The 22,721-nt window shown below is 70.6% G+C and carries 12 protein-coding genes; 5 read left to right on the forward strand and 7 right to left on the reverse strand.

Annotation, left to right across the window (positions count from 1 at the left end):
- The first annotated feature begins 234 nt into the window (after window positions 1-234).
- The 3 genes from ACFWF2_RS22270 to ACFWF2_RS22280 are packed head-to-tail and all read left to right on the forward strand — an operon-like array spanning window position 235 to window position 2,197.
- Window positions 235-687: an HIT family protein gene (locus tag ACFWF2_RS22270; protein ID WP_379309356.1), complete on the forward strand. Its 453-nt coding sequence runs from the start codon at window positions 235-237 to the stop codon at window positions 685-687.
- Entirely contained in the window at window positions 684-1,526 is an 843-nt protein-coding gene (locus ACFWF2_RS22275) for a maleylpyruvate isomerase family mycothiol-dependent enzyme (protein ID WP_379309357.1), read from the forward strand. Before ACFWF2_RS22270 ends, ACFWF2_RS22275 begins: the two co-directional genes overlap by 4 nt.
- Window positions 1,526-2,197, forward strand: a complete 672-nt coding sequence (locus tag ACFWF2_RS22280) for a Type 1 glutamine amidotransferase-like domain-containing protein (RefSeq protein ID WP_379309358.1) — start codon at window positions 1,526-1,528, stop codon at window positions 2,195-2,197. Before ACFWF2_RS22275 ends, ACFWF2_RS22280 begins: the two co-directional genes overlap by 1 nt.
- Here ACFWF2_RS22280 and ACFWF2_RS22285 read toward each other — a convergent pair.
- Window positions 2,168-2,641, reverse strand: a complete 474-nt coding sequence (locus ACFWF2_RS22285; protein WP_379309369.1) for a GtrA family protein — start codon at window positions 2,639-2,641, stop codon at window positions 2,168-2,170. The two genes, ACFWF2_RS22280 and ACFWF2_RS22285, sit on opposite strands and share 30 nt — an antisense overlap.
- A 94-nt stretch (window positions 2,642-2,735) precedes the next feature.
- Window positions 2,736-3,071, reverse strand: coding sequence for a hypothetical protein (locus tag ACFWF2_RS22290; protein ID WP_379309359.1), 336 nt, complete (start codon window positions 3,069-3,071; stop codon window positions 2,736-2,738).
- A 354-nt stretch (window positions 3,072-3,425) separates the two neighbouring features.
- On the opposite strand from ACFWF2_RS22290, the gene ACFWF2_RS22295 reads away from it, so the two are divergent.
- Entirely contained in the window at window positions 3,426-4,799 is a 1,374-nt protein-coding gene (locus ACFWF2_RS22295; protein WP_379309360.1) for an FAD-binding oxidoreductase, read from the forward strand.
- A gap of 37 nt (window positions 4,800-4,836) precedes the next feature.
- On the forward strand, window positions 4,837-5,121 hold the full coding sequence (locus ACFWF2_RS22300; protein ID WP_379309361.1) for a GNAT family N-acetyltransferase: 285 nt from the start codon (window positions 4,837-4,839) through the stop codon (window positions 5,119-5,121).
- Here ACFWF2_RS22300 and ACFWF2_RS22305 read toward each other — a convergent pair.
- From ACFWF2_RS22305 to purE, 5 genes are all read right to left on the reverse strand, one after another.
- Complete coding sequence (locus ACFWF2_RS22305) at window positions 5,118-18,839, reverse strand: amino acid adenylation domain-containing protein (protein ID WP_379309362.1); 13,722 nt, start codon at window positions 18,837-18,839, stop codon at window positions 5,118-5,120. The two genes, ACFWF2_RS22300 and ACFWF2_RS22305, sit on opposite strands and share 4 nt — an antisense overlap.
- Window positions 18,836-19,555 (reverse strand): DUF6875 domain-containing protein, encoded by a 720-nt coding sequence (locus ACFWF2_RS22310; RefSeq protein WP_379309363.1) that lies wholly within the window; start codon window positions 19,553-19,555, stop codon window positions 18,836-18,838. The genes ACFWF2_RS22305 and ACFWF2_RS22310 overlap by 4 nt, the downstream gene beginning before the upstream one ends.
- A gap of 526 nt (window positions 19,556-20,081) precedes the next feature.
- Entirely contained in the window at window positions 20,082-21,239 is a 1,158-nt protein-coding gene (locus ACFWF2_RS22315) for an acyl-CoA dehydrogenase (RefSeq protein ID WP_379309364.1), read from the reverse strand.
- A 165-nt stretch (window positions 21,240-21,404) separates the two neighbouring features.
- A complete protein-coding gene (locus ACFWF2_RS22320; RefSeq protein WP_379309365.1) occupies window positions 21,405-22,064 on the reverse strand; it encodes a TetR family transcriptional regulator in 660 nt (219 codons plus the stop codon).
- Between the two features lie 43 nt (window positions 22,065-22,107).
- A complete protein-coding gene (gene purE / locus ACFWF2_RS22325; RefSeq protein ID WP_379309367.1) occupies window positions 22,108-22,614 on the reverse strand; it encodes a 5-(carboxyamino)imidazole ribonucleotide mutase in 507 nt (168 codons plus the stop codon).
- Window positions 22,615-22,721 lie beyond the last annotated feature (107 nt).

A 22,721-nucleotide genomic window follows, 5' to 3' on the forward strand; every position in this document is an offset into this window, starting at 1 on the left:
CGACCCGTTTCGCCAAGTTGACGACCTTTCCGCCCGGCGGACGCGAGCTCGCGTCCTCGATCAGATTCGTCGCCGCAGGTAGGGCCGGACAAGACCGCACGTGCGAGTGGGGTACTTACCTGGACGTCCGAATCCTGGTCGAATGACCTGTTCGGCGGGCGAACGTGACGCGTGTCATGCCGGTGCACGGTTCGGACTGTTGCGCGACCTGGGCCACACCGTAGGGTCGGAGCTGTGAACGACTGCGTCTTCTGCCGGATCGTGGCCGGTGCCGCACCGGCGACCAAGGTCTACGAGGACGACGCGGTGTGCGCGTTCCTCGACATCCGGCCGATCACCCGCGGGCACACGCTGGTCGTTCCCAAACAGCACGCCACCGAACTCGACGATCTCGATCCCGAACTCGGTGCGACGATCTTCCGCACCGGTCACCGGCTCGCGCGCGCCCTGCGCCGCAGCGGCCTGGCGAGCGACGGCGCCAATCTCGTTCTCAACGACGGCACAGCGGCCTTCCAGACCGTCGGCCACGTCCACCTGCACGTGGTGCCGCGCAAGCACGGTGACAAACTCAGTTTCGCCAAGGGCTTTCTGCTGCGCAGGCCGCACGAACCGAATGCGACCGCAGCGGCGATCCGTGCCGGCATCACCGCGCTCGACCAGAGCGAAGCAGAAGGAGCACAGGGATGACCGACCGCACGCCCGATCGCGAGCAGCTCACCGACCTGCTCTCCCAGCAGTGGGAGGCCATCGGGATCCTGGTCGCCGACCTCGACGAGAAGTCGTGGCGCAAGCCGTCCCCCCTGCCCGGCTGGACACTGTTCGACGTGGTCGCCCACGTGATCGGCACCGAGTCGTGGCTGCTCGGCGATACCCCGCCGCCGCATGACCCGTTGCGCCCCAAGACCGACGTGCGGACGCTGCCGCACGTGCGCAACGAGGTCGCCGTGCTCAACGAGATCTGGGTCGACCGGTTGCGCCCGCTCTCCGGCAAGCGCCTGCTCGCCCTGTTCGACGAGGTGACCGACCGCAGGCGCGCGGCGCTGGCCGCGATGGACGAGCAGGCCTGGCAGACGCCGACGGTGTCGCCGGTCGGGCAGGTTCCCTACGGGCGGTTCATGCGGGTGCGGCTGTTCGACTGCTGGATGCACGAACTCGACCTGGCCGACGGGATCGGCCGCACGGTGCCCGAGGGCGGCGGGCGCGCGGAGACCGCGTTCACCGAGCTCACCCTCGGCCTCGGCCGGGCCGTGGTGAAGGGCGCGAAGGCGCCGGACGGTTCGCGGATCACCATCGACCTCAGCGGACCGGTCACCCGGCAGATCCACCTCGCGGTGGTCGACGGGCGCGGGGCGGTGCTCGACGCGCCCGAGGGCGAACCGACCGCCGTGATCAGCATGGACTCCGGGTTGTTCGCGCGGTTGCGTGGCGGGCGGACCACCGCTGCCGCGCACCGGGACGCGGTCACCGTCTCGGGTGACACGGCCCTCGGTGAGCGACTGGTGCAGAACCTGGCCTTCACCATCTGATGCGGCTGTTCCTGGCGTCCTACCGGTTCGGCGCCTTCGCCGACCGGCTCGCCGGGCTCGTCGGCACACCCGGCCGGGTGGCGGTGATCCCGAATGCCTTCGACGCGTGGCCCGACGCCTGGTCGTCGGCGGTCACCAGTGATGTGAACCCGCTACGGCAGCACGGCTATTCGCCCGAGGTGGTCGACCTGCGCGACTATGCCGGGCAGCCGGGTCAGCTCGAGCGGCGGTTGCGCGAGTTCGCCATGGTGTGGGTGCGCGGCGGGAACACCTTCGTGCTGCGGGCCCAATTCGCCCGCAGCGGAGCCGATTCCGTGCTGCCTGAGCTGCTGCGCGAGGACGCACTGGTCTACGCGGGCTACAGCGCGGGCGCCTGTCTGCTCGGGCCCGATCTGCACGGGCTGGAGACGATGGACGATCCCGCCGAGGTGCTGCCCGCCACCGGTGTCGAACCGCGATGGGACGGACTGGGATTGGTGGATCGGCGGCTGGTCGTCCATCTCGACTCGTCCACCGATCCGGACGGCGAGGCGGCGAAGATGCTGGCGCGCTGCCGAACCGAGGGCGTCGCGCACTGGGCGCTCACCGACGACGATGTCGTCCTGGTGGACGGCGATCGGACCGAGGTGCTGCGCGGCCGGTCATCGACCGGCGTCGACCGGATCCGCTGATCGCTTGCGCCGGAACACGATCCAGCGCATCGCGCAGTACATGTACACCGCTTCGCAGGCGCCCGCCAGCAGCCGCGCCACGTGATATTCCACGCCGAGCGCGCTCAACCCGGAGCCGACGCCGAGGATGAACGCCAGGTAGTTGACTCCCACCACGACCGCGTAGACCGCGGCCTGCTTGCCCATCGGGGCGTGCGAGTGGAAGTTGAAGGTGCGGTTGAGCAGGAAGGCGAGGCCGAACGCGACGATGTAGGCCAGGCTGATCGACAGCCAGACGGGCAGGTCGAGTGCCTCGTGCAGCAGCGTCAGCAGCAGCAGGTCGACGCCGAAGGTGAAGCTGTTGATCAGCGCGAAGCCGAGCAGGGTCGCGGGCACGTACCGGTTCAGCCCGAACGGCAGCCGGGCCACGACGGCCTCGCACCAGCGGGTGAACCGGTCGGCCATCGAGTCGGTGACACACTCGCGCTGCTCCACGGGGCCAGCCTGCCAGCGTGAGATGACGCCGAGGTGAGCGGACGGCAAACGGGTGAGTCGGTGCTCAGTGCGGCAGGGCGACAGCCTGTGCCTGCGCGGCGGCGGGCTCGGCCGGACCGCGGTCGAGCGTGGTCCACGTGGCCAGGCAGCGTCGGCGGGTGAACTCGTCCGCCTCGGACAGGAGAGCGTCGCGCAGCTGGCGCGGATCGGCGGCCCACTCGGCGGCGATCTCGGCCAGCGCGCGGATACCGAACATCCCGGTCGCCTCCAGCGCCGACAGCCATTCCTCGTGCACGCCCGCGTGGACACGATCCATCGCGTCGGGATCGATCCCCGCGTCGGCGTACTCGGCGGCCAGCAGGGCCCCGACCAATGCGCTGCGGTCCTGCGGTTCCTTCATCTTCCGGCCCTCCCGGCGAAATACGGTGCGACGCGGTGCGTCGGTTGATGCGATGCGCGAGCGGGCGCACCGTAGAGCGGAATTCGAAACGCGCCGGGCGAATCGCTGTCGATCACACCCGTTATGGGCCATTGTGACGGGTTGGACGCCGTATACACCAACCGAACGCGCGGGATCACAGTCATGCGGAAATTCACTCGGTCGGCAACACATCGCACCGGCACGAAACTGGTCAGATGATCACCACGCTCGGGTGGCGGTCGCTTCCCGGCCGATACCCGCACCGGAGCGCGGTGCTCAATCGACCATCGCGAGTGCCCGCGCGAGGCGGGTGGCGCGGGTTAGCGTTGACGTGTGGACGAGAGCAGGGTTGACCTCGATGCGTTGATTTCCGCGGTGTCCGAGGGGGCGGTGGTCATCGATCCCGATCTGCTGGCGGGGTACCGGCAGGATTGGGCGCGTGATCCCGACGCGGGGACGCCGCTCGCGGTGGTGCGGGCGCGCGGTACCGCGGATGTGGTCGCCACCCTCCGGTGGGCGCATGACCGGCGGGTGCCCGTCGTGCCGCGCGGGGCCGGGTCGGGGTTGTCCGGCGGGGCGACCGCGGTGGACGGCGGGATCGTGCTGAGCACCGAGTTGATGCGGGAGATCCGCGTCGACGCGGTCACCCGGACGGCCGTGGTGCAGCCAGGGCTGCTCAACGCCGAGGTCAAGCGGGCCGTCGCGGCGGAAGGGCTGTGGTATCCGCCCGATCCGTCTTCGTTCGAGATGTGCTCGATCGGCGGCAACGCGGCGACCAACGCGGGCGGGCTGTGCTGTGTGAAATACGGCGTCACCACCGACTACGTGCTCGGCATGGAGGTCGTGCTCGCCGACGGGACCGTGGTGCGCCTCGGCGGGCCGCGGTTGAAGGACTCGGCCGGGCTGTCGCTGACCAAGCTGTTCGTCGGCAGCGAGGGCACGCTCGGGGTGATCACCGAGCTCACCCTGCGGCTGCTGCCCGCGCAGCCGCCGCAGGCGACTGTCGTCGCGAGTTTCGGCTCGCTCACCGCGGCCACCGACGCCATCCTGGCCATCACCTCGACCTTGCGTCCCGCCATGCTCGAATTCATGGACACGGTGGCGATCAACGCCGTCGAGGACGAGATGCGGATGGGGCTTGACCGCACCGCCGCCGCGCTGCTGGTCGCCCGTTCCGACGCGCCGGGCGAGTTCGCCGCGCACGAGGCGAAGCTGATGGTGTCGCTGTGTGAGAAGGCCGGGGCGACCGAGGTTTTCGATACCGAGGATCCCGCCGAGGGCGAAGCCTTCACCGCCGCACGGCGATTCGCGATTCCCGCGGTGGAACGGATCGGGCCGCTGCTGCTCGAGGACGTCGGCGTGCCGCTGCCCCGGCTCGGTGACCTGATCACCGGCATCACCGCCATCGGGGAACGCAACGACGTGCTGGTGTCGCTGATCGCGCACGCGGGCGACGGCAACACCCACCCGCTGATCGTGCACGACCCCACCGACCCCGACAACACCGCCCGCGCGCACCGCGCGTTCGGCGAGATCATGGACCTGGCCATCGCGCTCGGCGGCACGATCACCGGCGAGCACGGCGTCGGGCGTTTGAAGAAGGCGTGGCTGCCCGACCAGGTCGGCCCCGAGGTCATGGCGCTGACCCGCCGCATCAAGGACGCTCTCGACCCGGAGGGCATCCTCAATCCCGGCGCGGTCATCTAGTGGAACATCGGGCCTGGCCGCCGGGTTAGCATCCGGTATGACCACCAGGCTCGAGCACAACGTCGCCGACACTCGTTTCGAGATCTACCTCGACGACGTCCTCGCCGGCTACGCCGACTACGCCGAACGCGAGGATCCGAAGGTCCGCGACTTCCACCACACCATGACCTTCCCCGAATTCCGTGGCCGTGGGGTCGCGGCCGAGGTCGTCGAGTACGCCCTGCGTGATTCCCGCGCCAACGGCTACCACATCATCCCGACCTGCTGGTACGTCGAGAAGTACGTCGCCGAGCACCGCGAATACGCCGACCTGGTGGCTTAACCGCGCAGATAGCGAGCCAGGATCGGGCCGATCACAGCGAACGCGTCCGGGCCGGTGAGCCGGTTGTGTTCGTGGCCGGTCCGGTTGTCGATGATCTCGCCGCTGACGTAGGGGCGCCAGGTGTCGGCGTTGGCTTGGTAGCCGGGGCGGGCGGTGGTGCTGCTGAAGAACAGCAGATCACCGTCGAAGATCCCGGGTTCGTACTCGGCCGCCTCGCGCACGATCTGCTGGTAGTCGGCGTAGAGCCGCTGTAGATCCGCCGCGGTGAGCGCGCCGAGCAGACCCGGCATCGGGTTACCGGTGCCGGCGTCGACGTCATTGTCGACGCCGGGCAGCGGTGCGGCGGTGTACCGATCCGCCGCGGAATCGGCCGACGACGCTGGCGGCGCGATTCGATCGGGAGCAGCGCCGGCGGCACCGGCGCGCAAGAGTTCGGCGGCGTGTTCGGCCGACCGGTCGCCGTCGAGCAGCGCCGAGTCGATGCCGCCGAACTCGGCGAGCAGCACCTCCGGCGACGGCAGTTCGGCGGCACCGGCCGGGTCGACATCGGCGCGGCCGTCGAGGATGGTCAGCGCGTCGACCTCGGCGCCGCGGTGCTGGAGTTCGACCGCGATGGCGTGCGCGATCGGCCCGCCCGCGGAGTAGCCGAGCAGCCGGTACGGTCCGGCGGGCTGGATCGCCTGGATCTCGTCGGCGTAGCGGGCGACCCGGTCCCGCAGCGGCCGATCGGGTTGCTCGGTCGCGATACCGGGCGATTGCAGGCCGTAGACCGGGAAACCGGGATCGAGGTGGCCGGGCAGGCCCGCGTAGCACCAGGCCACGCCGATCGCGGGGTGCACGCAGAACAGCGCGGGACCGGTGCCGCCCGCGCGCAGCGGCACCAGGGTCCGCAGGGCCGGGTCGACCGCGTCCCCGGTGGTGATGCGCTGGGCGAGCGCGCCGGGCGTCGGGTCGCCGAACATCCACTGCACCGGCATCGCGACATCGAGCCGGTCACGGAGCTGGGCGACCAGCCGGACCGCGATCATGGAGGTGCCGCCGAGTTCGAAGAAGTTGTCGTCCAAGCCGATCCGCTCGACGCCGAGGACGGACTCGAACGCGGCGACGACAGCCGTCTCGACGGGGGTGACCGGCGGCCGATAGGGCAGGTCGGTGCGGTGTTCCGGCGCGCGTACGACGGGATGCGCGATGGTTCCCGGCGGCGCGGTGACGTCGAGTTCGCCGAGGACGCGGCCCGGGTCGGCGGTGAGCGCGTCGAGCAGGTCGACGAACCGGTGCGCCAGTGTCCGCGCGGTGGTGTCCTCGAACAGGTCGCGGGAGAAGGTGAGCGTCCCGGACATACCGGCGGGCGTGCCGTCGGGGCCGAAGTTCTCGGCCAGCATCCACTCGAGGTCGAATTTCGCGCCGACCGGCGGCATGTCGAGCGGGTCGACCCGCAGGCCTGGTAGTGCCACCGCCTCGCGATCGAAGTTCTGGAAGACGAGCAGCACCTGGAACAGCGGGTGGTAGGAGGTGGATCGGGTGGGTGCCATCACCTCGACCAGCCGTTCGAAGGGGATGTCGGCGTTGCCGAACGCGTCGAGGTCGCCGTCCTTGGTCGCGGCGAGCAGGGTGTCGAAGGTGGCCTCGGGGTGGACGTGGCTGCGCAGCACCAGCGTGTTGACGAACATGCCGACGAGGTCGTCGAGATCGCCGTCACCGCGGCCCGCGATGACCGAGCCGATGGCCACCTCGGTGGTGTCCGACAGCCTGGCCAGCAGCACCGCCAACACGGCGTGAGCCATCATGAACACGCTGACACCATGCCACCGGGCCAGTTCGCGCAGCCGCACCTGGATCGTGGGGTCGATGTCGAATTCCGTCAGTCCCGCACGGTGGGTGAGCACCGCGGGACGCGGATGATCGCTGGGCAGCGTCGAGACCTCGGGCAGTCCGGCGAGCGTGGTGCGCCAGTAATCCAGTTGCCGGTGCGAGACGCTGCCGGGATCGTCCTCGTCGCCGAGTAGTTCGTGCTGCCACAGCGCGTAGTCGGGGTATTGCAGCGGCAGTGGCGTCCAGGTGGGCGCCGCGCCCGACCGGCGGGTCGCGTAGGCCACCAGCATGTCGCGGGTCAGCGGCGCGACCGACCAGCCGTCGGAGGCGATGTGGTGCAGGGTCGCCACCAGCACCCAGCGGTCGTGATCGATCCGGAACAGCTGGGCGCGCAAGGGTAGTTCGGTGGTGAGGTCGAATCCCTGCCCGATCTCGGTGGCGACCCGGCCCCTGACCTGTTCCGGCTCGATCGGGGTGACCCGGATCGGCACGGACGCCTCGGCGACGGCACGGACGTCCTGGTACGGCTCACCGTCGGCGTCGACCGGGTACACGGTGCGCAGGGATTCGTGGCGGGCCACCACATCCATCAGCGCGGCTTGCAGCGCCGCCACGTCGAGGTCGCCCTCGACCGCCAGTGCGATCGGCACATTGTGGGCGGGCGAGGTGGGGTCGTACCGGTTGAGGAACCACATGCGCCGCTGCGCTGCCGAGAGCGGGATCCTTTCGGGGCGTCGGCGGGGGCCGGGTCGGGGGCCGGGTGGGGTGGCCGCGGTGCGCAACGCGGCGGCCAGTTCTGCCACGGTCGGCGCGTCGAAGACCACGCGGACCGGGATGCGGGCGTCGAGGGCGGCGCCGAGGCGTGCCGCGATCCTGGTCGCGGTCAGGGAGTTGCCGCCGAGGGCGAAGAAGTTGTCGTCCAGGCCGACTTTCGGGACGCCGAGCAGCTCGGCGAAGGTGTCTGCCACCGTCCGTTCGGTCGGGGTGACGGGGGCCCGGAACCGGCCGGACCTGATATCGGGGGCGGGCAGCGCGCGGCGGTCGAGTTTGCCGTTGTCGGTGCGCGGAAGGGCGTCCAGGACGACGATCGCGGTGGGCACCATATAGGACGGAAGCCGCTGCGCCAGCGATTCTTTCACCGTATCGAGGTCGAACTCGGCCGTTGCCTCCGGCACCAGATAGGCGACGAGCAGTTCGCCGAGCGCGGCATCGGTGTGGACGGTGACCACGGCCTGGTGCACCGCGGGATCGGCGGTGAATGCCGCTTCGATCTCACCCGGTTCGATGCGCAGACCACGCAGCTTCACCTGCAGGTCGGAGCGGCCCAGGTACTCGAGGCCCTGCGCGCGCCTGCGCACGAGATCGCCGGTGCGATACATCCGCTCGCCCGGTGTGCCGTACGGGTCGGCGACGAAACGCGCGGTGGTGAGGTCGGGGCGACCGTGGTAGCCGCGGGCGAGTGCGGGTCCGGCCAGATACAGTTCGCCCGCGACGCCGTCGGGTACGGGGTGAAGTCGCTCGTCGAGCACGAGCGCGGCCAGGCCGGGAACGGCTGTGCCGATGGTGATCTCGGCACCGGGAACGAGCGGGCCCGCCCCGGTTGCCCAGATGGTGGCCTCGGTGGGGCCGTAGTCGTTGAAGTGCACGCGACCCGGCGCGGCCCACCGCTGCACCAGTTCCGGCGGGCACGGTTCGCCGCCGGTGATGATCGCCCGCAGGTCGTCGTGTGCCACGGTGTCCACCGAGGCGAGTGCCGACGGGGTGAGCGCGATGTGGGTGACCCGTTCGCGGGCGAGCAGCTCGCCCAGTTCCGCACCGCCGAACGCGGTCGGTCCCGCGACCACCAGCGTTGCGCCCGCGCCCGCGGCCATCAGCAGTTCCAGCACCGCGGCGTCGAAGCTGGGCGAGGCGACGTGCAGCACCCGCGATTCGCTCGTGGTGCCCAGCCGTTCCCGTTGCGCGGCAACCAGGTTCGCCAGTCCGGCGTGCGTGACCACCACACCCTTGGGGCGGCCGGTCGACCCGGAGGTGAAGATGACATACGCCGGGTGCGCGAGTTGCGGTGTCGCGTGGCGTTCGCCGGGATCGATCGGCGCGTCCGAGGTGGCGGAGTGCGTGGTGAAGGCTGGATCGTCGAGCAGCAACCAGCGCACGCACCGGTTGTCCGGAGGCGCGGTGTCGGCCTGCACCGCACCGACCGCGGGGGCATCGCCAAGCGCGGTGTCCGCCTGCCCGGCATCCGCAGGTCCAGCACCCGCAGGCCCGGTATCGCCAGGCCCGGCATCCGTAGGCGCGGCATCCCCGAGCTCGGCACCCGCATGCCTGGCATCTACACGCCCGGCATGCGCAGGTGTGGCATCGGGACGCTCGGCGTCGGTCCACGGGCGGATCGATTCGGCCTCGGTGGTGGTGATGCCGAGGGATGCACCGGAGTCGGTCAGGATTTGGGCGATGCGTTCGGCGGGGTAGGCGGGGTCGACCGGGACGAACGCGGCGCCGGTTTTGGCTACGGCCCAGACCGCGAGGATCTGTTCGGCGCTGCGGCGGATGGCGATGACGATCAGGTTCTCCGGGCCTGCTCCGGCTTGGATCAGCGTGCGGGCCAGTCGGTTCGAGCGTTCGTCGAGTTCGCGGTAGGTGAGCCTGGTCGACCCGTCGATGATCGCGATGCCGTTCGGGTTCGTGGTGACGGCGGTGGCCAGCAGGTCGGGGAGGACGGCGGGTGCGGTGACGGCGGGTAGTGCCGTGCCGGGCAGTGCCGCGTGCTCGGGTGGGGCGAGCAGATCGATATCGCCCACCGGCACATCGGGATTCGCCACCACCGCGCGCAACAGGGAGAGCCAGCGGTCGGCGAACCCCGCCGCGGTGTCCGCGTCGAAAAGGTCGGTGGCGTAGCCGAAGCGGACCGACAGCCCGTCCGCGGCGTCGTCGCCTACCGTGACGCTGAGGTCGAACCGCAGGCTCTGCTGGTCCAGGTCCACCGCCTCGACGTGGAGGCCGGGCAGGGCGATCTCGGTGTGGCCGAGATTCTGGAAGACCAGCATGGCCTGGATCAGCGGGTGCCGCGCCGCCGAGCGAGTGGGTTCGAGCAGGTCGACGAGTTGTTCGAAGGGGACCTCGGCATGGGCGAAGGCGTCGAGGTCGGTGCGGCGCACGCGGTCGAGCAGGTCGGTGAACGGCAGCGCGGCGGGCACCTCGGTGCGCAGCACGACGGTGTTGACGAACATGCCGACCACATCGTCGAGTTCGGCGACACCGCGGCCGGCGACCGGGGTGCCGACGGCGACGTCGGGGGTGCCGCCGAGCCGGGCGAAGAGCACGGCGAGTGCGCTGTGCAACACCATGAACAGCGAGCAGTGCCGCTGTGCGGCAAGGTGTTCCAGCCCGGCACGCAGGTCGGGTTCCAGTGTGCGCGCGACGGTGCCCGCGCGCAGCGACGCGACGGCGGGCCTCGGCCGGTCGGCGGGCAGCTCGAGCCGGTCCGGCAAACCGGCCAGGGTTTCGGTCCAGTACGCCAGCTGCCGGGCGGCAAGCGAATCCGGTTCGTCGGCATTGCCGAGCCGATCTCGTTGCCAGAGCGTGTAATCCGCGAACTGCACCGCGTGCTCCGGCCACCGGGGTGCGGTGCCTGCCGCGCGGGCGGTGTAGGCGGACATCACGTCGCGTGCCAGCGTGCCCATCGAGTAGCCGTCGGCGCTGATGTGGTGGACCACCACGGCCAGCACGTGTTCCTCGGGGCCGAGCTGGAACAGCCGCACCCGCAGCGGGACCGCGGCGGCGACGTCGAACCCCTCGGTGACGCAGGCGAGAACCGCGGCGGGTAGGTCGGCGGCGGTGCTATCGATCGCCTCGAGATGGCCGCCGAGTTCCGCCGGTGCGACGACGACCTGGTAGCCGATGCCGTCGTGATCGGGGTACATGGTGCGCAGCGCCTCGTGGCGGCTCACCACATCGGTCAGTGCCGCCCGCAGCGCGGCGAGGTCGAGCCGGCCCGTCAGCCGCAGGACGGCGGGGACGTTGTAGGCGCCCGAGGACGGGTCGTACTGGTTGACGAACCACATCCGCCGTTGCGCGGGTGCGAGCGGAATCCGTTCGGGGCGCGGACCCGCGCTCGGGCCGCCGAGCGCGGCGGGGAGCATGGTGTCGCTGTCGAGCCGGGCGGCCAGGCCGTGCACGGTCGGCGCTTCGAACAGCAGCCGCACCGGCACCTCGACGCCGAGTTCGGCGCCGAGCCTGGCGGCTACCCGCGTCGCCGACAGCGAGTCGCCGCCGAGGGCGAAGAAGTCGTCGTCCGCGCCGACCTCGGGGTGCTCGAGCACCGCCGCGTAGGCCCGCGCCACCAGCCGTTCCGTACCGACCGGCGCGACGTAGGGCGCCACCGTGTGGTGCGGTTCGGGCAGGGCGCGCACATCGACCTTGCCGTTGCCGGTGACCGGCAGCGCGTCCAGCACCGTGACCGTCGCGGGCACCAGGTGCCGGGGCAGCCGCCGCACCAGGAACTCGCGCAGCGCGGTCGGGGTCAGCTCGACACCGTCGACGGGGGCGGCGTACGACGCCAGGGTCTGCTCGCCCTTCGGACCGCGCCGCGGCACGGTGACGGCCAGCGCGACACCGGGAGCCGCGAGCAGCGCCGCGTCGACTTCGCCCGGCTCCACCCGGATTCCGTGCAGCTTGGTCTGGGAATCGTTGCGCCCGACGTAACTCAGGCGGGTCGTCGATGTCCGGCGCACCAGGTCGCCGGTGCGGTACATGCGCTCGCCGGGAGCGCCGAACGGGTTGGCCACGAAGCGTTCCGCGGTGCGCGCGACCGCGCCAGCGTATCCGCGAGCCAGGCCGGGGCCCATCAGATACAGCTCGCCGACCGCGCCGGGCGGCACGGGACGCAGCCACCGGTCCAGGACCGCGAGGCCGCACCCCGGCAGCGGCGCACCGAGCTCGTCCGCGTCGTCCTTGACCAGCGGGGCGCTCACTGTCACCGCCACGGTCGACTCGGCCGGACCGTAGGAGTTGAGCATCGTCCGTCCGTCGCTCAGTCGCGCGACCAGCTCGGGCGGGCAGGCTTCGCCGCCGGTCACGATCGTGCGCACCCCGGCGACGGCGACGGTGGGCAAGGTGGTGAGGACCGCGGGCGGCGCGACCAGGTGGGTGACCGCGTTGGTGGCGACGACCTCGGCGAGCGGTTCGCCCGCCGTGGCCCGCGACGGCGCGACCACCAGCGTGGCACCGGTGTGGAACCCGGTCAGCCACACCAGGATCGAGGCGTCGAAGGCCGGGTTCATGCACAGCAGGAGGCGGTCGCCGGGCGCGGGGCGCAGGCGTTCGGAGACGCCGTCGACCAGTCCGCTGAGACCGGCGTGGGTCACCATCACGCCCTTGGGGGCACCGGTCGAGCCGGAGGTGTAGATCAGGTAGGCGGGATGCCCCGGGTGCAGGGGACGGACCCGTTCGGCGTCGGTCACCGGTCCCGCGGAGCGGGCCGCCACTCTGTCCGCCGCGGGCTCGTCATCGATGACCAGCCAGGACACGGTGTCGGGCAACGTCTTCCGGTGCGCGGCGATCGTAATGCCGAGGCGGGCACGGCAGTCGTGCGCGACGGTGGCGACGCGCTCGGCCGGATGGTCGATGTCGATCGGGACGAACGCCGCACCGGACTTGGCGATCGCCCACGCGGCGAGCAGCCATTCCGGTGAGCGTGGCGCGGCGATCAGCACGGCGCCGTCGGGGCCCGCGCCCGCGGCGATCAGGGTGTGCGCCAGTCGATTCGACCGCTCGTCGAGCTCGGTGTATCCGAGCTCCACGCCGTCCCCGACGACGGCGATCGCGCCGGTGCGCACCCCCGCGGTGAGCAGCTCGGGCAGCAGACGCACCGACGGCGGCGCGGTCCGGACGACCTCGGCCCCGTCGACGCCACGCACCGCGGCTACCGGCAGTGCCGGATCCGCGAGCCGGGCGACGATGCGGGCCAGCCGATTCGCCAGCACGGTGGCCTCGGCGTCGTCGAAGTACCGGTCCGAGCAGGTGAGGTGGAGCCGCAGTCCCTCGCGTGCCTCCGCGGACAGGCACAGCGGATAGTGCGTGCCGTCGCGGCCGTGGAAGTCGCGGATCCGCAGGCGCGCGTGCTCGGAGGCCGACCGCAGTGCCTCGACGTCCATCGGATACGACTCGAAGACCATGCTGGTGTCGAACAGCGGACCGACCCCGGCGAGCGCCTGGATCTCGTTGATTCCCAAGATGTTCCGGTCCACGAGAACACCCTGCTCGCGCTGGACGCGGGCCAGCAGTTCGCCGACGGGCTCGTCCGGGACCAGGCCGATCCGGACCGGAACGGTGTTGACCAGCATCCCGACGATCCGTTCCGCTCCGGGCAGGTCCGGCGGACGACCGGACACGGTGGCGCCGAAGACGACGTCGGTGTGCCCGGTCAGTTCGGCCAGCAGCAGCGCCCACGCGGTCTGCACGACCGTGTTCATGGTGACGCCGCGTTCGGTGCGGTGCCGGGTGAGCGCGGCGGCGATGTCCTGCGCCAGCGGCACCTCCCTGCGCAGCTCGCCGGGTTCACCATCGCGGTCGAGTGGGGCGCGGACCGCCGTGATCAGCGTGGGACCGGTCAGCCCGGCCAGCGCCGCCGACCAGGCCGCGCGTGCGCCTGCCGCGTCCTGGCGGCCCAGCCACTCCAGATACCGCAGGTACGACACCGGTTCGCCGAGGTCGACGTCCTCGGTGTCGTACAGCGCGAGCAATTCACCCAGCAGCACCGGCATCGACCAGCCGTCGAGCACCAGATGATGGTTGGTGATGATCAGGCGGACGTCGCGCGGGCCGCAGCGCACGCACAGGAAGCGCAGCAGCGGCGGCTGTTCGGGGTCGAACGGGCGGGCCAGCTCGCGCGCGGCGATCGCGGCGCAGTCGGCCGGGTCGGCCTCGATCACCTGCCACGGCACGGTGACCTCGTCCAGCACGAGCTGTGCCGCCGTGTCCGCGGTCGTCACGAAGGCGGTGCGTAACGCGGGGTGCCTGCGCGCGAGCGTCGTCGCGGCGGATTCGAGGCGAGCGAGATCTACCTCGCCGTCGAGTTCGAAGACGGCTTGCACGGCGTATTTGTCGGCGTGCCCGGCGGCGAGCCGGGTGTGGAACAGCAGGCCCTGCTGTAGCGGCGCGAGCGGCCAGACGTCCTCGATGTCGTGGTAGCGGCGCCGCCACTCGGTGAGCTGCGTCGCGGTGACCGGCACCAGTGCGATGTCCGACGGCGTCAGTCCGCCCGCACCAGGCTCGGCGACGGCGCGCGCGATGGTCTCGAGTGTCGAGACCCATTGCTGTGCAATATGTTCCACCTCGTCGCGGGTGATGACCTCGGAGGGGAACCGCCACACCGCGTGCACCACGGGCCCATCGGGCTCGTCGATGGTCATCGCGTCGACGGCGATGACCGCCGACGCGGGCAGCTCGGCATCGACCGCACCGCCGAGCTGGTGCGTCAGTTCGACCGGTACCCACGGGATGCCCGCGTCGGTGCCCGCGATCTGGCCCAGGTAGTTGAACCCGACCTGCGGGGCGTCCGCGGACCGCAGCCGGTCGTCGGAGCCGAGGTGGCGCAGCAGGCCGAAGCCGAAGCCGCCGTGCGGCACCGCGCGCAGCTGCTCCTTCACCGCGGCGACCGCGGACAGCGGCTCGGGGTCGGCGCCGAGGTCGAGTGCGATCGGGAACTGACTGGTGAACCAGCCGACGGTGCGCGACAGGTCGGCGCCGGGGACGACGGTCTCGTCGCGACCGTGCCGCTCCAGCATGAGCGGCGTGGCTCCCGGCGCGCCGCGGTGCTCGGTCAGCGCCGCGATCAGGGCGGCGAGCAGCGCCTCCTCGATGCCGCAGCGCAGCGCGGTCGGCAGGTGTCTGAACAGCGGGGCGCTGGTCTGCGCGGGAATCCGGATCTCGATGCGGTCGACGGCTGATCCGACGTCGCGGGCCGGATCGAGCGGGCGAGCGCCGAGGAGCGGCTGTGCGGTGGCGAGCACCCCGCGCCAGTAGTCGAGCTCGTCGGTCCATTCCGTGGCGCTCGCGGCGGTGTGGAGCGCGTGCGCCCAGGTACGCAGGGAGGTGCCGACCGGCGGCAGCTGCGGGGCCGCGCCCTCGGACACCGCGGCCCAGGCTGCCATCAGGTCGGCGATCAGGATGCGCCAGGACACGGCGTCGACGGCGAGGTGATGCGCGGCGAGCACGAGGCGACCGCCAGGACGACCGCCGGGGTCGAGCCAGGTGGCGGCGAGCGCGATCCCGGCGCCGGGGTCGAGCCGGTCGACCGTCGCCGCTGTCGCCCTTGCGATGGTGGCGGGGTCGATCGCCTCGGCTGTGGCGCAAACGACGTGGTCGACGATCTCGGCCGCGTCGATCGTCGAGGGCGAGGTGACCTCGAGCTGATCACCGTCGACGACCCGCACGCGGAGCATGTCGTGGTGGTCGATGATCGCTTGCAGCGTGCGCGTCAGGCGGGCGCGGTCGACGTCATCCGGCAGCGCCAGCACCATCGTCTGCGCGAACCGCTGCCAGCCGGGCTGGGTCAGGAGCCAGTCCACGATCGGGGTCCGCGGCACCGGACCCACACCGCCGCCGGGCATTTCATCCAGCACGGTCCGCTCCCCCGGCGCGCCGACGACCTCGGCCAGTCCGGCCGGGGTGGGATGCTCGAATACGTCACGCGCCGAGAAGACCAGGTCGGCGGACCGTCCGCGCGCCACCAGCTGGATCGACAGGATCGAGTCGCCGCCGAGCGCGAAGAACGACGACTCGGCGCCGACCTCCGGCACACCGAGCACCTCGGCGAACAGTTCGCTCAGCGCCCGCTCGACCGCGGATGCTCCCGCCCGGGGTGTCGTGGGCGTGGTGTCCGGCTCGGGCAGTGCTTGCCGGTCGACCTTGCCGTTGCCGGTCAGCGGCAGCGCGTCCAGCATCGTGATCGTGCCCGGCACCAGGTGCGCGGGCAATCGATGCAGGCAGAACTGCCGCAGCGCCACGGCGTCGAGCTCGGCCGCCGCGTGCGTCGGCACCACGTACGAGGCGAGCATGGCCCGGCCCGACGCGCCCTCGCGCACCACGGTCACCGCGAATTCGACACCGGGACAGGTGGTCAGCACGGCGTCGACTTCGCCGGGCTCCACGCGCATGCCGCGCAGTTTGACCTGGAAGTCGCTGCGGCCCACGAATTCCAGGACGAACGACCCAGCGGTGCCGCGCGGTTCCGTCGCTTTGACAGTGTCCCCGCTGACCGGGTCAGCGGTGCGATCCAGTCGGCCCCCGGGTTCGGCGGATGGGACTGGGGCGTCCTCGGTTTCGATTGCCTCGGTCGCCTCTAGCGCACGCCAGCGGACCAGGTCGCCTGTGCGGTAGAGGCGGCTGCCGGGCGCGCCGAAGGGGTCGGCGATCATGCGCTGCGATGTCGCGCCGGGGCGGCCCGCGTATCCGCGGGCCAGGCCGGGGCCGGAGATGTACAGCTCGCCCGGGGTGCCGGCGGGCACCGGCCGGAGGCGGTGATCGAGGACGTGCAGGGTGACACCTGGTACCGGGAAGCCGAGTCCCACCTCGACGTTCGGGGTGAGGGGCGCCGTGAACGTCGCTGCCACAGTGGTTTCCGATGGGCCGTACGAATTCACCAGGGCGCGGCCAGGTCCGAAGCGGGCCACCACTTCCGGCGGGCAGGCCTCACCGCCGGTGGACACCGCGCGCACGCCGTCGAGCGCGCCGGGTGACAGCGTCGTCAGCACGGCGGGCGTGGAGCACAGGTGGGTGATCGACGACTCGCGGATAGTCGCGGCGAGTTCGGCGCCCGCCACCGAGTCGGCGTCGGCGATCACCAACGTCGCGCCCGCAGTGAAGGCGACCAGCAGCTCGAGCAGGGACGCGTCGAAACTCGGGTTGAGACAGTGCAATACGCGCGACTGCCGATCCGCCCGGTAGGCGTCGCGCACCGCTGCGGTCAGCGTGGCGATGCCGGCGTGGGTCACCACCACGCCTTTGGGCGTGCCGGTGGAGCCTGAGGTGAACACGATGTAGGCGGGATTCTCGAGCCGCGGGCGGGGCAGCGGCGCGGCGTCGGCAGTAGCGGACTCGGCGGTGGCCGTGGCGGCGTCGGCGTCCAGCCCGTCGTCGTCGAGCGCGATCCAAGTGACCGTGTCGGGTAGGTCAGCCCGCAGACGCGACGTCGTGATACCAAGCCGCGCACCGCATTCCGCTGCCATCGTCGCCAAGCGCTCGGCCGGGTTCGACACGCCGACCGGTACGTACGCCGCGCCTGATCGGGCGACGCCCCAGAACGCGACCACCGACTCCATCGACCGCGGCAACGCCACGAGCACTGTGGACTCCGGGCCGGTGCCCGCCGCGCTGAGCCGGCGGGCCAGTCGGACCGAAACCTGGTCCAGCGCACCGTAAGTGAGCTCACGCTTGCCGGACACCACTGCCGTCGCGAGGGGACCAGCGGTCAGGAGTCCGGCGTCGAGCACATCGGCGAGCAACCGCGGGGACGGCGCGGGCGCACCGCGCAGACCCGCGCGCAGGGGCAGCTCATCGGGGAGGAAGTACTCGAGCGAACGCACCGGGGTGTCCGGGGCGGCGTCGATCATCGCCTCGAACAGTGCCAGGAACCGGCGGTGATGGCGGGCCAGGGTCTGGGCGTCGTAGAGGTCGGGGTTGGCGGTGAAGTCGACGTGGATGGGGCTGTTCGCGCCGTGCTGATAGAAGTTGACGAACAGGTCCTCGATCGGCCCCGAGGTCAGCACGTGCAGGCTCGTCTCGACATCGGTGAAGTCGACGTCGGTGGGGAACAGCATGATGTTGACCACCGGACCGACGAGGCCGCGCCCGCCCGTCGCGTCGCCGTTCGTCTCGCCGTGGCGGATCTCCTCGTGCCGGAACTGCTGATGCCGCAGCGCACCCGAGACTTCCACCCGGATCGCGTCGACCAGGTCGGCGACGGTGCTGTCGGCCCGGACCCGCACCCGCAACGGCACCACATTGGCCAGCATGCCGCCGGATCGGCGCAGCACCGCCGTGGTGCGGCCGGACACCGGCAGGCTCAGCACGACATCCTCGGTGCCGGTCGCCTGCGCGTAGTACACCGCCAGCGCCGCCATCGCCAGCCCCGGCGTCCCGACATCGAAACGCGCGGCGGCCGCGTCGAGGCGCTCCTTCGTCGCCGCCGACAGTTCGGCGCGGTGCTCGCGGCCGAGCGCGTGCGCGGGCGCGGCGGCGTCGACCAGACTGCACCGCCGCGGCATGTCCGCGATCCGCTGCGACCAGTAGTCGGCGTCGGCGGTGAAGCGCGTGCTGCCGCGGTAGCGCATCTCCGCGTCGTACACCGTGTGCAGGCTCGCGGCCTTGCACGGCGGCGGATCCTGCCCGGACAACGCCGCGTTGTAGAGCTCGGCGGCCCGGTACATCTCGGTCGCGGCGGCGAAGCCGTCGATCGCGATGTGATGGCCGCGGGAGTACCCGAGCACCCGCTGCGGTCCGATCCGGATCAGCGCGAACTTTCCCAAAGAGTCACCGAGCAGATCGATCGGCGCCTCGACATCGGCACGCATCCACCGGATCGCCTCGGACTCGGGGTCGGCGGCATCGCTGAAGTCCAGATAGGACACTTCCAGCTCGATCCGCCGGTCGACGACCTGGTGCGGCCCGTCCTCGGTGTCGACCAGCCGCAGCTGGCCCGACTCGAACTCGCGACTCACCTGCTGGGAGACCGCGATGAGGGTGTCGATGTCGAGCGGACCGCGCATGTCGGTGTACAGCGCCTCGTAGAGCGGCACCGCCGGATCGAGTTGCTGGGCATACCACATGCCGAGCTGGGCCGGTGAGAGCGGAAACTCCTCGACCGCGGCCGGCTCGGCAGCCGGCGCGGTGGACAATTCGCGAGTCATCGCTGATTTCTCCCCGCGCTGACCTTCTGCGGTACCTGCTCCTCGAGGTGATATGCGGGCACATCGGCGTTCACGCTGGCGATGAGCCTGCCCACCACCACACTGCGGACATGCGCGGGCAGACCGGGTGCGAACTTCTTGACGTAGGCCGACATCCACTCCGGCCGCTCCAGCAGGAACGGGAAGTCGGTGGCCATCATCGTGCGCACCACCAGCATCGGGATCGGCGCGTCGAGCGGGTGGTACTGCTTGTTCCACAGGCCAGGCTGGGTGCAGCCGGGATAGAACTGCCCGAGCATCAGTCCACGCTCGACGAACTCCGTCTTGAGCTCGTCGTGCAGGTCGTCGATGATCGTGTAGTCGTGCAGGTCGGGCATGGCCGTCACCAGGCAGCGCAGCACCGCGGAGCCGCCGTTGTCCGGCGGCAACTTCGGGAACAGCTCCAGCGCGTCCGAGAGCACCAGCCGCACGTACGCGGGCCACGGTTGCGCGCCCGCGACCCGGCCGACCCAGATCAGGTCACGGCGCATCGACGGGCCGACATACGGACAGACGGGGCCCTCACGCCCGATCGCGTCCAGCGGCTGGGTGAGGTGATCCTGCGCCCACGTGCGGACCCGGTCGAGCAGGTCCTGGGTGAACCGGGAGCCTTCCCCTGAGCTGGACAGCGGGAGCCAGCTCATCCCTGAGCGGGTTCCAGAAATTACGTCGGTCATACCTCACCTCGCCACATCGCGAGGTAGAGCATTCCCCCGGGACAGCAGCGAGCACGCGAGTACTGGGCCACTCGAATTGAAGTGGCAGGCCCGCCCACACAAGGCTTCAGCACTATGAAACATGTCGTCGACTCCTGCTATAGACGCCTAAAGAGCCTGGTCACAGCCCTTATCTAGTCAGGAGGATCGACATCGGCCACATACCTTCACCCCGACGGCTCAGTTTGATCCCACCTGTCTTGGTATATGGCATCGAAAGGCCGAAACGAATCGCCGCAGAGCTACGAATAAGCAACCCTCCGATATCGGTTGAATTTCCTGGCATTTTGTCCATTCAATTAACGGACACATTTCGAACGTCATTCCCCCGGTAAGCGGGCACAATCGAGGTAACGCCACGGAATCGGTCCGAAACCGGCTATCCGGCGAAGAGCGGTGCCGACCCCGCACCGCGGCGAGCTCCAGCAACGAAAACGGCCCCTCGATGAGTCATCGAGGGGCCGCGAAGGCGCTGAGATCGAGGAGATCAGCGCAGGATCTGGCGGGACATCACGAGACGCTGGATCTGGTTGGTGCCCTCGTAGATCTGGGTGATCTTGGCGTCGCGCATCATGCGCTCGACCGGGAAGTCGGTGGTGTAACCGGCGCCGCCGAAGAGCTGGACGGCGTTGGTGGTGACCTCCATGGCGACGTCGGAGGCGAAGCACTTGGCGGCGGCGGAGATGAAGCCGAGGTTCTTCTCGCCGCGCTCGGCGCGAGCGGCGGAGGTGTAGACCATGAGGCGGGCGGCCTCGACCTTCATCGCCATGTCGGCGAGCATGAACTGGGTGTTCTGGAAGTCGGCGATGGCCTTGCCGAACTGCTTGCGGTCCTTGGTGTAGGCGATCGCGGCGTCGAGGGCACCCTGGGCCAGGCCGACGGCCTGCGCGCCGATGGTCGGGCGGGTGTGGTCGAGGGTCTGCAGCGCGGTCTTGAAGCCGGTGCCGGGCTCGCCGACGATGCGGTCGCCGGGGATGCGGCAGTTCTCGAAGTACAGCTCGGCGGTGGGCGAACCCTTGATGCCCAGCTTGTGCTCGAGCGGGCCGACGACGAAGCCCTCGTCGTCCTTGTTGACCATGAACGAGGAGATGCCGTTGGCACCCTTGTCGGCGTCGGTCACGGCCATCACGGTGTACCACTCGGAGCGGCCGCCGTTGGTGATCCAGCACTTGGAGCCGTTGAGGATCCAGTCGTCGCCGTCGGCCTTGGCGCGGGTGCGCATGGACGCGGCGTCGGAACCGGCCTCACGCTCGGACAGCGCGTAGGAGGCCATCTTGCCGTCCACCAGGTCGCCGAGGACCTTCTGCTTCAGCTCTTCGGAGCCGTTGAGGATCAGGCCCATGGTGCCGAGCTTGTTGACGGCGGGGATCAGCGAGGAGGAACCACAGACGCGCGCGACTTCCTCGATCACGATGCAGGTGGCGACCGAGTCGGCGCCCTGGCCGCCGTAGGCCTCGGGCACGTGCACGGCGTTGAAGCCCGCGGCGTTGAGAGCGGTCAGCGCCTCCTCGGGGAAGCGGGCGTTGCCGTCGACGTCCTTGGCGTAGGGCGCGATTTCCTTTTCGGCGAGGCCGCGGATGGCCGCACGGAGCTCATCGTGGAAGTCCTCGAGCTGGAACAGGTTGAAATCCGGGTTTCCCGCCATCGGGCACACTCCTGGTCGTGGTGGTGATCGCTGCGGTCAACAGCGCGTCTCGCATCGGCACCGAGTGCCAATCCGACTTGATTATACGCCCGGCACTCTAGCGCTACATGGGGATATACCGGTGGCACTCAGTGTCACCTCACGCTCCAGCCGCCGAAGCGGCGCTCACAGGTTACCGAGCTGGGCGGTGATCAGGTCGGCCACCTTGCGCGGCGGCATGTCTCGCGGGAAGACCGCGACAACCAGCTCCTCGCGGGGCGCGGGCTCCTGTCTGCCGCGCGGGATCATGGCCAGTTCGGTGCGCAGATCGGTGACGGCGGCCGCCGGCTCACCGCGCACCATCCGGCGCAGCAGATAGTTGTGGGTCGCGGTGACCGCCGCGGTGAACTGCACGCGCGCCAGATCCGGCACGTCGGGCAGCTGCTCGCGCAGGAAGTCGGTGAACAGGCGCTCGTACCGGAACACCGTCACGATCTCGCGCTCCCGCAACGCCGCAACCCGCCGCACCACCTGATACCGGCGCGCGGCGATGTCACGCCACTGCGTGAACCGCTCGAACACCCCGATCACGGCCTCGCACACCGCATCCCACGGATCGCCCTCGGCCCGCGCCAGCGAGTCCTCGGCCAGCGCGAGCTGGAATTCGTGATCGGCGAAGATCACGTCCTCCTTGGACCGGAACTGCCGGAAGAAGGTCCGCCGGGAGATCCCCGCCGCCACCGCGATCTCGTCCACCGTCGTCGCCTCGTACCCCCGTTCGGCGAACAACCGCAACGCCTGATCCACCACCGTGAGCCGGAACTGCGCCGCATCGTCGTGTGCCACCCGACCACCGTAGTCACCGGCCACGACAGGTCCCGACCGGGTTCTAGCCCAGCAGCTTGGTGCGCAGGGCGGCGTCCTTGTCGTGGACCATCTGCTCGAGGCCTGCCTGGAACTGTTCCATGCGGGTGCGCAGGGACGGGTCATGGGCGGCGAGGATGCGGACGGCCAGCAGGCCCGCGTTGCGGGCGCCGCCGATGGAGACGGTGGCTACCGGGACGCCCGCGGGCATCTGGACGATCGACAGCAGGGAGTCCATGCCGTCGAGGTACTTGAGGGGGACGGGGACGCCGATGACCGGGAGGGGCGTGGCCGAGGCGACCATGCCGGGCAGGTGGGCGGCGCCGCCCGCGCCGGCGATGATGACCTGCAGGCCGCGGCCGGCGGCGTCCTTGGCGTAGTCGAGCATGCGCTGCGGGGTGCGATGCGCGGAAACCACGCCGACCTCGAAGCGAATGCCGAACTCGGCCAGTGCCTCGGCGGCGGCCTCCATCGTCGGCCAGTCGGAATCGCTGCCCATGATCAGGCCGACCTGGGGTCCGGTGGTGGTCACATGCGCTCCTGTGTTGTCGGCGGCTGGCGCCGCGGGTTTTCGGCCTCGTGACCTCGCATCCGAGGGGCGATACTGCGCCTTCGGCGTTCCGTCTCGCCCCTCGGATG

Source organism: Nocardia sp. NPDC060259 (genome assembly GCF_042728775.1).
GTDB lineage: Bacteria > Actinomycetota > Actinomycetes > Mycobacteriales > Mycobacteriaceae > Nocardia.